Raw genomic sequence first — 13,684 nt, forward strand, 5'->3', positions numbered from 1 at the left:
ATTAATTCTCGGGGGATTCCATTTTGTTGAGATTATTAATTACATTTTTATAAGATTCATTTTCGTTCAGATCTTCTTTGATAAATCCGTCTTTTTTTAGACCTTCTATCGTATTTTTTAAATGTAGATAGATGTCTTTTGCTTCTTGAGCTTTTCCAAATCTATATAAAAAGTTCCCTTTTGCAAATAACACAGGAACATTACGAGGCTCTTTTTTTAAGATAGAATCTAAAAGAGTAAATGCTTTCTCTTGGTCTTGGAAACCTGCATTGATCCCTTCCCAGGAAGAATCAGCCATAGAGGAGTCAAAATAGATCAGAGCTAATTGATAAGGAAACCTGGAATCTCTTGTATCTTGTCTCGAAAGGGATTGGAAGATCTCGATTGCGATTTGTCTTCTTTTAGGTTCCCAACCTCTGTCCTTGGAGGCGTTTGCATAAGACAATGCAGTTTCAAAAAGAAGCTGTTGGTCCACTGGCATCAAAAGTTGTGCTTTATCAAAATAAGGTAGAGATGATTCGAAAAAATGAACATCGGCGCCGATCACTTCTGTTTTTCCGGAACCTTCTTCTTGGATTGCTTTATTATAATATTTGGATGCTAGATCATAATCACCGATCTTCATATAACCTTGGGCGATTTTCCAACTGAGAGCTCCCGCAGATCTGGTCTTAGATGCCATTTCTCGGATCTTCTTCTCTAATTCAATGATCTCGGATTCGTCCATATTTAAGCGGCGTTTCCAAGCATCCAAATCCTCGACTGTTGGAGGTTTTGTATTCTTTCCTGAAAATTTACTTAGGTTTTTACAATCGGACAACAGAAATACAAAAAGAAGAACGAGAAGGGATATGGTCCTCATTTGATTCCACCTCGGGAAGAAATCGTATTTGAAATACCATGTCCGATAAGTGTACGGATGGTCCACGGAAAATCCTGAAAATGGAATTTTTTTGGAAGGAAAAAAGATCAGGAAGGAAGGGAGAAGGTATAGATCCTTCTCCCTTTTTAAATTATCCGTTATCTCTGGAAATTCCAGCGATAACTAAAGCTCCACCTAAAAGGCCTAAATCTTTTAAGGTATTGATAGTGGAGGACATATCTCCTTTGATTGCTCCTGGTAAATGTAGAAGAACAATATAAATTCCTAATAGTACAGCTAGTAGGATCATAGCGAGTTTGGTTTTTTTATTTATAAAAATGCTTACCGAAGCTGCGATCATTGCGGCTCCTGTTACATAGATCCAAATGACTCCGCCTGGGACAGGAACCATTCCAGCCATTTGGCTTCCTGCTACAAAATGGTTAAGTCCAAAAAGTAGGAACGGGACAGCATACACATATTTCCCGATTGTTTGCATAAAAATTTTCTCCTCGAGTTTGATCGAAAATTGCTTTCGCAAAGCGACCGTTAATTAGTATGGAAGATCCCGACTCACGCAAGGAGAAAATGGATTGGATCTGGGAAAAAAAATTGATCTGCCCCAAGGTTGGAGAATGGTCCGACCTGAAGATTTACAAATTCTGATCCAAATGGAAAAAACAGTATTTGGAAATTCTTCTTGGTCCAATTATTCCATCCAAAGCCATATCGAAAATCATCCTGCTTGGATCAAAGAGGATACAGGTTTCCTATTTTATATGGACCTGATTGATTTTTCGGAATTATTACGAATAGGAATTCTCCCTGAAAAACGTAAAAGAGGAGAAGCCGGATCCATCCTGAAAACACTATGCGATTTATTTCCCAGAACTATTTTAGAAGTATCTAATGTGAATTCTTCTGCGATTTTGTTGTATACTAAATTAGGTTTTGTGGAATCAGGGAGAAGGAAATCTTATTATGGCCCGGGAGAAGACGCGATCTTAATGGAGAAGGTTCACTAAAAAGGAAACGATTTTTTAATAACTCTGATCTGTATCAATTCTTGATTCGAAAATAAAAAGAATAACCTCACTTTTAGTGGAAAAGGTTTTTTCCAAAATCTAAATTCTTTTAGATTTACATACATTCCCAAATTAACTTCAGTATAACTACTCTCGGTTGGAATCCAGTGAAATGCATTGGATTGGACTGTCCCTTTTTTGGTGAATACCATAATATCCGAAACATATTCCGGATCGTCTGGAAATTGTCCCTGATGAAAACCGACCAAATCTAATTTTTTTCTTTTGATATAATCCATCACCTTTCGTTTAGAACTTCCTAATGGCAATTCTTCCATTACTTCCCGCCTTAATAAATAAGCAGAGGTTTCCAGATATGGATCTTTAAGAATATATAAGAATATCGTAATGAATATGAACAAAATTGCAGTCCATTTGATCGCAATCTTGTGAGAAGGTTTTAATTTTTCTGCAAAAGTACCACGCAACTTGCGCCCAATCCTTCGGTCCTTCCCAAGGCTCCCATTTTTTCGGTAGTCGTTGCTTTCACGGAAACACAATCTTCAGGAAGTCCTAAAAGGTTAGAAAGTGAGGATTGTATTTTAATTCTATGTGGAGCAATCTTAGGTCTTTCTCCGATTAAAGTGCAATCGATGTTTACTAAGCTGAAACTTTTCTCTTTTGCAAGATCTAAAGTTTTTTGCAAGATCAATTTGGAATCCATGTTTTTAAGAGAAGGATCTGTGTCGGGAAAATATTGTCCTATATCTCCCAGTCCCATAGCTCCTAAAATCGCATCGGCTAATGCGTGTATTACGATATCTGCATCGGAATGACCGATGAGTGCGTATTCAGAATCAATGACAGCTCCGCCCAAAATTAAAGGGCGGGTCTCGTTTTTCTCCAGTCTGTGAAAGTCTAGGCCTTGTCCTATTCGGTACATTAAGTTATTTGTAACTCACTTCCAGCATTCTTTGGACTGCCATTCTTCCTTTTTCTACGATTTCAGGATCTAATTTGATCTCGAATTGCTCGTATAGAAGAGCATCTTTAATTTTTTCTAATGTAATTCGTTTCATATGAGGGCAGGTCCTGCAAGAAGAAACAAATTGTCTATCAGGGAATTCAGATCTGAGATTGTCTCCCATGGAACATTCTGTAACTAAGAATACATCTTTAGCTCCCGAATCACGGATATACTTGGACATTTGAGAAGTAGATCCTGCGAAGTCGGAAACTTCTACCACGTCTGTGTTACATTCAGGGTGGGAGATTACTGTGACTCCAGGCCATTGTCTTCTAACGGAAAGAATGTCTTCTGCAGTGTACATCTCATGTACCATACAACGTCCAGGAAAGGAGATGATCTTTTTATTAGTTTGTTTCTGCACATTCCCAGCAAGATATTCATCAGGAAGGAAGATAACTGTATCGCTATCCAAAGAATTTACGATCTGGACTGCGTTTGCAGAAGTGCAGCAAATATCAGTTTCAGCTTTCACTTCGGCAGTACAATTGACATAAGTCACTACCGGAACTCCAGGATATTGGCTTTTTAGTTTTTTAACATCTTCTCTAGTAATACTTTCCGCTAGAGAGCAGCCTGCTTTTAGGTCAGCGATGAGTACTTTCTTCTCTGGAGACATAAGCTTTGCAGTCTCCGCCATAAAATGGACCCCGTTAAATAGAATAATGTCTGCATCCGTTTCGGCGGCTGCCTTACTCAGATAAAGTGAATCTCCAAGTATGTCTGAAACTCCGTGAAAAACATCCGGAGTCATATAATTATGTCCTAAAAGTACTGCGTTTTTCTCTTTTTTGAGACGGTTAATCTCCTGGATCAGAGGAAGTTTTTCCTCTATTTCATGTTCCATGTAAGTGGATTCCAGAGATTTTCGAATATCCTCTATGGTTTTCATTAGGCCCTCTGCCAGTTTAAGGCGGTTCTATCTCTTTTTATTTTCGACTCCTATTTTTCGGAGTCCGGCAACCTAAATGTAAAATTGCCGAAAGAACTAGGTTTTGCAAGTGTTTATAATCCGTTCAGCGCCCAAAACCTGTCATTCATTCCTCAGGTCCCAAGTTTTTTGCCGAGGACCGACCCTGTCTTAAAATAAATTGACAGAAAAAGAAATGCCGGAACAAATACGAAGTTATTCCTAAAAATCATCCATAAAGGATTGGTATTAACCCAATGAAAAAAATCTCTGCTCTGCTCCTTGCAGGCGCTATTGCATTTTCGGTTTCCAACTGCGGCGAAAAAGTTGAAGTCGAATACCCTGTTTTTCCTAAATCAAAAGAGGGACGCCAGCTTCAAAAATTCCTAGGCTCTATCCGCAATGTAGGATTAGCAGTCGAAAAACCTCAAAAAAGTCTCTGGGAAACCGTTTTCGGAGCAGGTTCCAGCTTTATCGATCAAATGCCTTCTAAAGTTTTCGAAGCTTTCGACAAGGAAACTTACTATAAACTGATCGACCTAAGCAAAAGAGCTGACTCTATCAATGAGGCTTCTCTAACTCTTACCGGAATTACTAAAAGCCGTGTGAAACTCGGAAACCAATTAGGTGCTGAGGCAATTCTTCATATTGGTTATCAAAAACCATACACTGAATGCGGAAGCGAGATGATGGTAGATTACGGCGCGGCTGCAATGAAAGGTGTAGGAGCAATCGCTTCTATCGCGACTGGAAAACAAGTTGATACGGGAAGTGGTCCAATCAGTAAACAAACTGGTATCCGTTATATGTTGATTCCTCTAGATGCTACTCTAATCAAAGTAGAAACTGGAGAAGTTAAAAAAGCTGTAGTTTCTAACCCTGCAAAAGTTGATGGGGGAGTTGGTAACTTGGATTGTCCTTCTGTTCTTGACTCTTTCGGAAAGGCTTTGGACGAGGCTGCTCTTTACATCAAAGACAGACTTTCTCCAAAAGTTAAAACCGAGTATATCAAAGTATTTAAAGACGACGAAGATCCTGAAGTTGCAGGATACCTTGACGACGGATACCAAGAGATCACTGGAGAAACTCCTAGCTTCAAAAAAGCGAAAGAGAACTGGGAAAAAGCAGATAAAAAAGCTGGTGGAAAGTCTTGGGGAGCGAAAACAAACCTAGGAACTTACTACTTCCAAGCTGGTGACTTCGAAAAAGCAATCAAACTTTACGAAGAAGCAATGAAACTTAGCGGAGCTGACAAGAACTACGTTAGAGAACTTCGTAAACGTGTAGAAGCTGCTGCTGCAGTTGATGACACTGAAAAGTAAGAAAGTAAAACTTTCTTTCTGTTTCGAGAAAAGCGGGCGGTTAACGTCCGCTTTTCTTTTATGTGCTACATTTTTCTTGTCAGATTGTAGCAGAACGAAACCGAATTTGGAAGAATGTTCAGATGCTCAGATCCATATTTCCAAATTGATCGCAAACGACGAAACCATGGAGAAGGGTGTGCAGGCATTGATGTTAAGATCGGTGCTAAAGCCTGAAACCAGTGAAGCGATTATCAAAAGTTGTGTGGAGAATAAAAGTTTACTCCAAGTACAATGCGAACTCTCTAAGGAAAAGTTTTCTGATCTCCAGGATTGTAAAAAACACTCTCCTAAAAGGGCAGAGACTGAAGGTTAAGCTTAGTTTTTGCTCTCCTATTTCCGGATTGTAGAAACCGGAGAAGTCTAAAGTTTTGTAATCAAGACTTCTTTATGGCAAAGTTAAAGCTAGTACAATTGCCTGTTCCACCTCCTACAGCCTTTGCCGCTACAGGGAATGTTCCCTTGGCTGCAGGCTGTTTAGCAGTTTCTGCCAGGGAGAATGGCCTGGAAAAGAAAGGTCTGGAGTTAGAAGTTCTGGATCCTGATATCACTGATAAAGAAGGTGATAGCCAACTTGCAGACAGGATCGCGAAAGATGAACCTGAGTTCTTGGGCTTTTCACTTTATCTTTGGAATACAGAAAGAAGTCTTCACCTCGCAAAAGAAGTCAAACGTAGATCTCCATCTACTAAGATACTCATCGGCGGACCCGAAGTAAATCCGGATAATCCATTTGTTCTTTCCGAAACAGGTTATGATATAGCAGTTTCCGGAGAAGCAGAGCATACATTTTTTGCTCTCATGGACACTCTTCTCAAAAAAGAAGATCCTAGAAAATTACCGAATATTGCAGTTAGAGAACTCGATGGAAAGATGGGAATGTTTTCCAGAGAAGAGAATGCTTCCTTTCCACTGACTAGTTATCCTTCTCCTTATCTGCAAGGGTTTGTGCCAGTGGACCCTGCAAGATCTACTTATTTAGAAACTGTAAGGGGATGTAGATCTCAATGCACTTATTGTTTTTATCCGAAGAGTAGCAATGTATTAAGAACTTTGGATATACCTGAGACGATCAAACTTCTCTCTAACCTAAAAGACAAAGGCGCCAAAGAATTAGTATTCTTAGATCCTACATTCAATCATAGACCAGGCTTCGAAGAATTTTTAGATGCGATCATAGATGTGAACTCAGACAGATCCATGACTATGTTCGGAGAATTGAGATCCGAAGGAATTACAGAGAAGATTGCAGACAAACTTGCATTAGCAGGTTTTAATCGAATAGAACTCGGGATGCAATCCATCAATAAGGAAACTTTAAAACGAGTAAAACGTTTTGGAAGTCCTGAAAAGGTTGCAGAAGCAGCAAGAATGTTGGCCGATCGAGGAATTGAACTCTTATTGGATTTGATCATAGGTCTTCCTGGAGATACTCCAGACGATGTGATGGAAGGAATAGAATTCTTTTACGGGCATGGACTAGGAGAATGGGTCCAGGTATTTCCTTTGTCTATTCTTCCCGGAACCGCAATGAGAAAAGATGCAGAGTCAGAGGGTTTGGTTTATCTTCCTAAACCTCCGTATAGAGTGATCCGAACTCCTAATTTTAGTCCTGAGGCTCTTAGTTCCACATTATTCCGCTCAGAAGATAGATTGGATAGAAGGTTGGATGAAACCCCTCGAAGTCTATTATCAGATCCTGATACAGCAGTTTTAGATACATTTTCTTTTTCACCTGGACTCACAGAAAGATTCGGAATAGAAGATTTTTCCATTTCCGGTGCTCGCCATGTTTCTATTTGGTGGAGAGGAGATAATTTAGAAAAATCTAAAAAAGAATTCTTTGATAGATTGAATTATAGATTTACCAAAGATCCTTTTGCAGTAACTGATATTGTTTTATATCCTCGATCCACTTTTGATCCTGAACTGATCACTGAGATCATGGAAGAATGTTCTAAGGTCCCGGCATCTTATCTTTCTCGTACACTTGCTCATCGTGGAGAAAATATGCTCCATAGGATCGTTCTTGTTCTTCCGCTTGGGGTTTCCTTTCCATTAGAATGGGTTTCCGAGATCAAAGAATATATTCCTGTGTTCCAAGAAATGGAATGGGAAGAAGCAGTCCAAAAATCAGCAGAGCTTGGGGGAGAATTTCCAGGAGCAAGGATCATTTCTAAAAACGAGAACTCGGCCGCATGGAAAGTCCTAAAAGAAAATGCGGATCCTGAATCTGTAACATTTGCTAATAGAATTTTAGAAAAACGCTGGTGTTGGGAAGTTCTTGGTTATTCGGAGAAGTGATCAACTAAAATAGGACCTCGCAGCAATCTTTTCAAATTTTCGGATCTTCACCCGAAAAATCAAATCCTGACGATTTTATACAATTTTTCCCCCAAGTTTACGGTTAGAATTTTTCATTACTGGAGAATGAAATGTTGAACAACCGTAAGAAAGTATATGATTTCCCTCATAAAGCAATCCGTTATGGAATTTCAAAATTAGTGCAAGAAGCAGGCAGGACAGATTATTCGGATTCAAAAGATGTTCTCTCACTTTTCGAATTAGGAAAAGAAGTTTTTCGCATGTTGGAGATCCACGCTCGCGACGAAGAAGCAGTGAGCTTAAAATATTTAGAAGAAAAAGATTCGCAGGCTTCTCTAAGAGACAAAAAAGAACATAAATATCTGGAAGAAAAAATAGAAGAACTAAAATCTCTTTTAGATAGGATCAAAGAAGAAACTGAGCAGTCCCAGATTCTTTCCGAAGAATTTTATACAAAACTAATTCGTTTTCAAACGGATTATTTCTCTCATATGACAAGAGAGGAAGAGGAAACCCAAGTTAGATTACATGTATACTTTTCAGATGTAGAATTGGAGGACCACCAAAAAGAGATCATGAGTTCTTTAGGTGGAGATGAGCTTAAAATTTGGGCCAAGTTTTTGATCCCGAACGTTCCGACCCGGATCAAAAATAGATTCGAAGAAATGTTAAAAACCTTCTCTTAAACTACGGTATTGGTTTGTTATAAACGATTTAACTCACTTGATTTTTGGACCGACTTCTTATAAAATCTCTTTATGAAGTCGGATAAATCCGAAGTATTAAAAGAATTTCGCACTCTTCCCGGAGTAGGTAAAGTAATCGCAGAAGATCTCTGGAACTTAGGAGTTCGAAGTAAAGCGGAACTTGCAAAATTAGATCCTGAAAAATTATACGAAGAAATTTGCGAATACCAAGGTGCTCGAGTAGATCTATGTATGCTGTATGTATTCCGTTGTGCTGTATATGTTTCCGCGACTCCCAATCCTGAACCGGAAAAAATGAAATGGTGGTTTTGGAAGGACAGGCAGCTTGTCTGATTTGATCCGAATTTCCTGGAGCCAAAAAGAATCTCCCGAGACGTATACAGTTCTTCCGGGAGAAGAATGTGTAATTGGGATCCAGACTACAGGAAGGATTTCTTTAGGTTCGGGTAAACAACCCAAGGCTCTTTCCAAGGCGGGGATCACTGGGATCTTAAGAGGCCCGAGGACTTTCCATTCTGAAAAAAATACAAAATCACTTTTAGTTAATATTTCTCCCTTAGTTCTCTCTAGAATGATTTCTGTCCCAATGGATCAGATCAGTGATTCAAGTTTGTCATTAGAAGATCTGTTTTCCAAAGAGAAGATCTCCGGACTAATTGCAGATTGCGAAGAAGCAGATTGGAAAGGGGAAGAGGGTAATCGTATTTTGGAAAAATTCCGGCTACTTCTCCCCTTGAGAGAAGAAAAGGAAAAATTTGTAGCAGAAGCAGTCCTTAGGATCAAGTCATCACTCGGGGAAATCGGGATCAAAGGTTTGGCTTTTGATTTGGGAGTAAGCCAAAGCAGCTTAGAAAGAGGTTTTAGGACTAGAGTTGGCTTAAGTCCAAAAGAATACGCTGGTCTCGTACGTTTCAGGAATATATTCAGATTTTATAATTCTTCTTCCAGTCTCACAGAATTAGCTTTAGAGGCCGGTTATTACGATCAGGCACATTTTATCCGAGAGTTTAAGAAGAAAACCGGCTTTAGTCCGAAACAATGGTTTCGCCAGAATACAAAGTCAGGTTTGGATCTTAATTTTTAGAAAAAAATTCTCTTTTGATAGAAGGGTGTTTTCGAATTAGATCCAAGGATTTTGCGATCAGTATCTTAGCTTCTGGGGAATGATTCCAAACATTCAGCCCGGAAGGATGAGGCAGGGGAATCCAATCTAGCTCCACACCGTAGTAGTTTTTCTTAAACTTCTTACCTATAACCTCATCCAGTTTGTATTTTTTATTCTCTGCCAATTGATCGATCGCGAGTTTACCTATCGGAATGATAAGTTCAGGTTGATTGAATTCCACTTCGAAGCGTATGAATCTGGAACAATTTTCTACTTCGGAAGGATTTGGTTTTCTGTCTCCACTTTTTGCTTTGCCCGGAAAACATCTACAAACCGCAGCCATGTTTACTTTGGATCTGTAGACTTCTTCTTCTATCCCTATGGATGAAAACCATTTGAATAAAGTTTTGCCTGCAGTGTATGCGAATGGTCTTCCGAATTTTTCTTCATGGATGCCTGGAGCCTGGCCTATGCTCATAATTTTTGCACCAGAAATTCCGCCATGCACAGGGTTGCCGACCATGTCTGGACAAAGCCTACAATGAAGTAATGTCTCTAGATGTTTTTTGAATTTTTGGGAATCGTTCATCCGAAACGGATCAAGGTGCTAAAAGTTTCCAAGCCTCTTTCGAAGTGCTGCCTACTCGGATCAAACTTTTTAATTTGGTAAGTTCTAAAATTTTATTCACTTGAGAAGAAGGGGAGAAGACTGCGATACCACCTTTTCCGCTCTTAACTAGTCTGGAATGTGTCGCCATAAAAACTCCAAGTCCGGAAGAATCTATATACTTCACATTTTCCATATTCACTAGAAGATAGATAAATCCTCGATCGAGTAGATGAAAGAATCTTTCTTTCATAATCTGGGCAGAGTACAGATTAATCTCTCCAGAAATTTTCACAACCACTGCTTCTTTAGGAAGACCCTCAGGAATATTGTCCTGATCTAGAAATACACCCAATTCGGGCGCATCATGATCGAAATCTTTACTGTCCAGGTTCCAAGGAGTATCTGCCATAGTGTGGTTCGCTTATTTTTACCGAATGCGAAGACTATCGAATTACTAGCCGTTTCTGCAAGGATTTTATCCCGTTTTTCAACGATCTTAAGAGTCTTCTCTTACTCCTTCAGAGATAGAGAATTTATAGATCTTTGCATTTAGTCCGAATTTTTGGAGATATTCTTTTTCGAATTTGGAGAATAAGGAAGAAGATCTGCCTTCTTTGTCTAAAACTAGGACACAACCTCCGAAGCCTCCTCCAATCATTCTTGCTCCTAATACATTTTCAGATCGGAACCATTCTACAATAAAATCTGTTTCCTCGCAGGAGACTTGGAAGTTTTTCGAAAGTGATTCATGGCAAGAGAAGAGTTCTTCTCCAACCTTCTCCGCATTTTTATCCTTTAAGGAGCGGATAACGTTTTGGGCTCTGGATCTTTCTCCAAGAATATGAGTAGCTCTCTTAAATTCGGAAGGAGTCAGCCCCGCTTTTTCAATTAGAGAGAAGTCTGCTTGGCTTAAGGTTTTGACTTCTGGAGAAAGTTTATTACATTTTGAAGTCGCAGATTCTACTTCCTTTCTTCTGTCGTTGTACTCACTTTCTTTTAAACTATGTTTTACATTGGAATCGATCAGATAGAACTCGTAACCTGGAAGATCTAAATTATGATAAGAATATTCCAATGTCTCTGTGTTTAGAGAAATACAAGAAGAAGGTTTTGCCACTGCGATCACGAACTGGTCCATGATCCCGCAATTGACTCCTACAAAATGATTTTCCGCGGTTTGAGCAAGTACTGCGATCTTCTCTTTTGTAATCTCCCATTCGAATATTTTAGAAAGTGCAAATGCGATTCCTACTTCCACAGCAGCGGAAGAAGAAAGTCCTGCACCTTGAGGAATGTTTCCTGTGAAAGCAAGATCGAATCCTTCTACCCTTAATCCTAATTTACGAGCTTCTGAGACGACCCCCAGGATATAATTTGCCCAAGGTTTTTCTTCAGAATAGGTGAGATCTTTTGTTACAAATTCGGATTTAAAATCCAAGGAGTACAATCTAATAAGGCCAAGAGAATTTGTTCTGATTGCAAAGTGTGTTCTGAAATCGATTGCAGCAGGAAATACCAAACCTCCTGCATAATCCACATGTTCCCCTATGATATTCACCCGACCTGGGGCCGAAAAAAAACGGATTGGACTTAAATCCGGGGCATCCGGAAAAATAAGGGATAGAGAAGAGGAAAGATTCTCTCGGATAGAAAGAGTCATTCTGGAAAATAAAATCTAAGACTAAAATACTTACAAGGGATTTTGGAAAATTAGAACATCGAATTAATTCGTTTTTCCTTGCTATTCCAATTAACATAAGTAATTTGTCTCGGATGTCCGATTTTGAGGAATACCGATGGCCTTTTCTTTAGAAATAAACGATAGATTTGCCTCGGAGTTTGCTGACCCAAAAACCTATGAGCTCTTATTAAAAGAGTCAGGCCTCGCTTTACAAAATCTTCTCTCCGGGAAATCTCCAGGCTCCGAATATTTAGGCTGGGTCCGACTTCCAAAGGAGATCCAAAAATCAGAATTAGAAAGAATTCATTCCGAAGCACAAAGATTCAGAAAACAATCCGAGACTATAGTTGTGATTGGGATTGGAGGTTCTTATTTAGGAGCCAAAGCAGTCATCGAGGCTTCTAAACCTTATTTCAAAACTCCAAGTTTAGGATCGCCTGAGATTGTTTATGCGGGACATCATTTAGATGCACGCTATCATTCCGAACTCTTAGAGTATCTAGAGAACAGAGAATTTTCAATTAACGTGGTTTCCAAATCTGGAACTACTACTGAACCGGCCTTAGCATTTCGTTTACTTTGGGATCTTGCCAAAAAAAAATACGGAGCTAAGGCGAAGGATAGAATAGTTGCAACAACCGACGGCTCCAAAGGTGCCTTGCGAAAAATGTCGGATGAATTAGGATTTGCGACCTTCTCTATTCCGGATAACGTAGGCGGAAGATATTCTGTTCTTACGCCAGTAGGACTTTTTCCAATTGCGGCCGCGGGGGTGGATATATTTTCTTTTTGTGAAGGTTTCTCTGAAGCTGCGGACTTTTTGATCTCGGAAACTTCTCCTCATAAAAATTTAGCATGTATTTATTCAGCTTACAGAAATCTATTTTATAGATCTGGAAAAAAGATAGAAGTAATCACAAATTACAATCCTTCGATCCGTACTCTTACCGAATGGTGGAAACAATTGTTCGGAGAGAGTGAAGGCAAAGAAGGAAAGGGAATTTTTCCTGCTTCTGTGGAATTGACTACTGATCTACATTCACTCGGGCAGTATCTGCAAGAGGGGGAACGCAGTATTTTTGAAACTGTTCTTTATTCCAAAAACGCAGGTGCAAAAGTGTTGGTTCCTAAAGACTCAGATGATTTGGATGGTCTGAATTTTTTAGCCTCTAAGAACTTGGAAGAAGTAAACTTACAGGCTTTTCTTGGCACTTTAGTAGCACACGCGGAAGGCGGAATACCATGTTTGGAGATTTTGTTTCCGGATACAGGCCCTAGAAGTTTAGGCCAAATGATGTATTTTTTTGAATTAGCCTGCGGAGTTTCGGGGAATGTGCTCGGTGTAAACCCATTCGATCAGCCTGGAGTAGAGGCTTATAAGAAAAATATGTTCGCATTACTGGGAAAACCGGGTTTTGAAAATTTAAGAGAATCTCTTCGTCAAAAAGGAGTCTAAACAAAAAGATTTCTTTTTGGATTGATAGCTTTTTCGCATCTCATTCCGGAAAGATTTTTCTAAAAGCTTGACAGAGTTTCATTCAGGTTTCGGATTAGATCCAGTATGGTCCTAAGAGGAAAAAAACTAAGGTTCGTTTCGGCTTCCTTAGCCTTATTTACTCTACTATTCTTTATCCATTCCGGACCATCCAGCAGCCCTTATCCCGGGAAGAAGTCCGACCAATCACAAACAATCATCGGACAAGAGACCGATATAGAAGAATTAAGCGATCTCGCCGAAACCACCGATCCCTCGGAAACGGTTTGGGGAGATTTTTTAGCTTCTAAGATAAACACTCCAGGTCTCTCTAACTCTAACCCTTCCCGCCAGGATAGGTTTCAATTCCAACACAATAAATTATTATCTCAGCATCTGCTGAATATTCCTCCACCATCTCTCTCCTAATCTAAGGTTCGAAAGCAAAGTTTTCAGCTCTAGCTGTGCTTCGCTTTCTGAGCTATGCGCACCCTAGTTTTGCGCTCAAAATAGAATTTTCGGAGATCCAATTTCGTAATATTTTCCCATCCAATATAGCACCAATTTAACCGGTCCCAGGTTTTGGGCCAAACCCGT

17 protein-coding genes are annotated in these 13,684 nt (G+C 39.5%); 9 read left to right on the plus strand and 8 right to left on the minus strand.

Annotated elements, in window-relative coordinates:
• Position 1 precedes the first annotated feature (1 nt).
• Positions 2 to 862: a tetratricopeptide repeat protein gene (locus B1C82_RS13655; RefSeq protein ID WP_086448082.1), complete on the minus strand. Its 861-nt coding sequence runs from the start codon at positions 860 to 862 to the stop codon at positions 2 to 4.
• Between the two features lie 151 nt (positions 863 to 1,013).
• Positions 1,014 to 1,361 (minus strand): DoxX family protein, encoded by a 348-nt coding sequence (locus B1C82_RS13660; RefSeq protein WP_086448083.1) that lies wholly within the window; start codon positions 1,359 to 1,361, stop codon positions 1,014 to 1,016.
• Between the two features lie 94 nt (positions 1,362 to 1,455).
• Between B1C82_RS13660 and B1C82_RS13665 the strand changes: the two genes are divergently transcribed.
• The gene (locus B1C82_RS13665) at positions 1,456 to 1,887 is read left to right on the plus strand and encodes a GNAT family protein (RefSeq protein WP_086448084.1); all 432 of its coding nucleotides are present in this window, start codon (positions 1,456 to 1,458) and stop codon (positions 1,885 to 1,887) included.
• Here the strand turns inward: B1C82_RS13665 and B1C82_RS13670 are convergent.
• From B1C82_RS13670 to nadA, 3 genes are read right to left on the minus strand one after another with little or no spacing between them, the layout of a single operon-like run.
• Positions 1,884 to 2,375: a hypothetical protein gene (locus B1C82_RS13670; protein WP_086448085.1), complete on the minus strand. Its 492-nt coding sequence runs from the start codon at positions 2,373 to 2,375 to the stop codon at positions 1,884 to 1,886. The two genes, B1C82_RS13665 and B1C82_RS13670, sit on opposite strands and share 4 nt — an antisense overlap.
• Positions 2,348 to 2,830, minus strand: coding sequence for a 2-C-methyl-D-erythritol 2,4-cyclodiphosphate synthase (gene ispF / locus B1C82_RS13675; protein WP_086448086.1), 483 nt, complete (start codon positions 2,828 to 2,830; stop codon positions 2,348 to 2,350). The genes B1C82_RS13670 and ispF overlap by 28 nt, the downstream gene beginning before the upstream one ends.
• Positions 2,831 to 2,834: 4 nt before the next feature.
• Positions 2,835 to 3,806, minus strand: coding sequence for a quinolinate synthase NadA (gene nadA / locus B1C82_RS13680; RefSeq protein WP_086448087.1), 972 nt, complete (start codon positions 3,804 to 3,806; stop codon positions 2,835 to 2,837).
• Between the two features lie 275 nt (positions 3,807 to 4,081).
• Between nadA and B1C82_RS13685 the strand changes: the two genes are divergently transcribed.
• The 6 genes from B1C82_RS13685 (at position 4,082) to B1C82_RS13710 (ending at position 9,301) form a co-directional block, all read left to right on the plus strand.
• Positions 4,082 to 5,146 carry a lipoprotein LipL41 gene (locus B1C82_RS13685; RefSeq protein WP_086448088.1) on the plus strand — a complete coding sequence of 355 codons (1,065 nt, stop codon included), beginning with the start codon at positions 4,082 to 4,084 and terminating at the stop codon, positions 5,144 to 5,146.
• Positions 5,130 to 5,501, plus strand: coding sequence for a LipL41-expression chaperone Lep (gene lep / locus B1C82_RS13690; protein WP_086448089.1), 372 nt, complete (start codon positions 5,130 to 5,132; stop codon positions 5,499 to 5,501). Before B1C82_RS13685 ends, lep begins: the two co-directional genes overlap by 17 nt.
• Before the next feature lie 74 nt (positions 5,502 to 5,575).
• Positions 5,576 to 7,489, plus strand: coding sequence for a B12-binding domain-containing radical SAM protein (locus tag B1C82_RS13695; protein ID WP_086448090.1), 1,914 nt, complete (start codon positions 5,576 to 5,578; stop codon positions 7,487 to 7,489).
• A 131-nt stretch (positions 7,490 to 7,620) separates the two neighbouring features.
• Entirely contained in the window at positions 7,621 to 8,196 is a 576-nt protein-coding gene (locus tag B1C82_RS13700; protein ID WP_086448091.1) for a hemerythrin domain-containing protein, read from the plus strand.
• A gap of 72 nt (positions 8,197 to 8,268) precedes the next feature.
• Positions 8,269 to 8,550 (plus strand): helix-hairpin-helix domain-containing protein, encoded by a 282-nt coding sequence (locus B1C82_RS13705; RefSeq protein ID WP_086448092.1) that lies wholly within the window; start codon positions 8,269 to 8,271, stop codon positions 8,548 to 8,550.
• Positions 8,543 to 9,301, plus strand: coding sequence for a helix-turn-helix domain-containing protein (locus tag B1C82_RS13710; RefSeq protein ID WP_086448093.1), 759 nt, complete (start codon positions 8,543 to 8,545; stop codon positions 9,299 to 9,301). Before B1C82_RS13705 ends, B1C82_RS13710 begins: the two co-directional genes overlap by 8 nt.
• Here B1C82_RS13710 and B1C82_RS13715 read toward each other — a convergent pair.
• The 3 genes from B1C82_RS13715 to galK all read right to left on the minus strand — a co-directional run bounded on the left by B1C82_RS13715 (position 9,291) and on the right by galK (position 11,592).
• Positions 9,291 to 9,911, minus strand: coding sequence for a uracil-DNA glycosylase family protein (locus tag B1C82_RS13715; protein WP_086448094.1), 621 nt, complete (start codon positions 9,909 to 9,911; stop codon positions 9,291 to 9,293). The two genes, B1C82_RS13710 and B1C82_RS13715, sit on opposite strands and share 11 nt — an antisense overlap.
• A 10-nt stretch (positions 9,912 to 9,921) precedes the next feature.
• On the minus strand, positions 9,922 to 10,341 hold the full coding sequence (locus B1C82_RS13720; RefSeq protein ID WP_086448095.1) for an STAS domain-containing protein: 420 nt from the start codon (positions 10,339 to 10,341) through the stop codon (positions 9,922 to 9,924).
• Between the two features lie 87 nt (positions 10,342 to 10,428).
• On the minus strand, positions 10,429 to 11,592 hold the full coding sequence (galK, locus tag B1C82_RS13725) for a galactokinase (protein WP_086448096.1): 1,164 nt from the start codon (positions 11,590 to 11,592) through the stop codon (positions 10,429 to 10,431).
• A 136-nt stretch (positions 11,593 to 11,728) separates the two neighbouring features.
• Here galK and B1C82_RS13730 point away from each other — a divergent pair, with 136 nt between their 5' ends.
• Both B1C82_RS13730 and B1C82_RS13735 read left to right on the plus strand, forming a co-directional pair.
• Positions 11,729 to 13,069, plus strand: coding sequence for a glucose-6-phosphate isomerase (locus B1C82_RS13730; protein WP_086448097.1), 1,341 nt, complete (start codon positions 11,729 to 11,731; stop codon positions 13,067 to 13,069).
• Between the two features lie 105 nt (positions 13,070 to 13,174).
• Positions 13,175 to 13,516 (plus strand): hypothetical protein, encoded by a 342-nt coding sequence (locus B1C82_RS13735; RefSeq protein ID WP_086448098.1) that lies wholly within the window; start codon positions 13,175 to 13,177, stop codon positions 13,514 to 13,516.
• Positions 13,517 to 13,684 lie beyond the last annotated feature (168 nt).

The sequence above is a fragment of the Leptospira venezuelensis genome (assembly GCF_002150035.1).
Lineage (GTDB): Bacteria > Spirochaetota > Leptospiria > Leptospirales > Leptospiraceae > Leptospira_B > Leptospira_B venezuelensis.

Coding starts and splice junctions, on each gene's coding strand:
- B1C82_RS13655 (WP_086448082.1), bottom strand. CDS start 862: ATGAGGACCATATCCCTTCTCGTTCTTCTTTTTGTATTTCTGTTGTCC.
- B1C82_RS13660 (WP_086448083.1), bottom strand. CDS start 1,361: ATGCAAACAATCGGGAAATATGTGTATGCTGTCCCGTTCCTACTTTTT.
- ispF (WP_086448086.1), bottom strand. CDS start 2,830: ATGTACCGAATAGGACAAGGCCTAGACTTTCACAGACTGGAGAAAAAC.
- nadA (WP_086448087.1), bottom strand. CDS start 3,806: ATGAAAACCATAGAGGATATTCGAAAATCTCTGGAATCCACTTACATG.
- B1C82_RS13685 (WP_086448088.1), top strand. CDS start 4,082: ATGAAAAAAATCTCTGCTCTGCTCCTTGCAGGCGCTATTGCATTTTCG.
- lep (WP_086448089.1), top strand. CDS start 5,130: ATGACACTGAAAAGTAAGAAAGTAAAACTTTCTTTCTGTTTCGAGAAA.
- B1C82_RS13695 (WP_086448090.1), top strand. CDS start 5,576: ATGGCAAAGTTAAAGCTAGTACAATTGCCTGTTCCACCTCCTACAGCC.
- B1C82_RS13700 (WP_086448091.1), top strand. CDS start 7,621: ATGTTGAACAACCGTAAGAAAGTATATGATTTCCCTCATAAAGCAATC.
- B1C82_RS13705 (WP_086448092.1), top strand. CDS start 8,269: ATGAAGTCGGATAAATCCGAAGTATTAAAAGAATTTCGCACTCTTCCC.
- B1C82_RS13715 (WP_086448094.1), bottom strand. CDS start 9,911: ATGAACGATTCCCAAAAATTCAAAAAACATCTAGAGACATTACTTCAT.
- B1C82_RS13720 (WP_086448095.1), bottom strand. CDS start 10,341: ATGGCAGATACTCCTTGGAACCTGGACAGTAAAGATTTCGATCATGAT.
- galK (WP_086448096.1), bottom strand. CDS start 11,592: ATGACTCTTTCTATCCGAGAGAATCTTTCCTCTTCTCTATCCCTTATT.
- B1C82_RS13730 (WP_086448097.1), top strand. CDS start 11,729: ATGGCCTTTTCTTTAGAAATAAACGATAGATTTGCCTCGGAGTTTGCT.
- B1C82_RS13735 (WP_086448098.1), top strand. CDS start 13,175: ATGGTCCTAAGAGGAAAAAAACTAAGGTTCGTTTCGGCTTCCTTAGCC.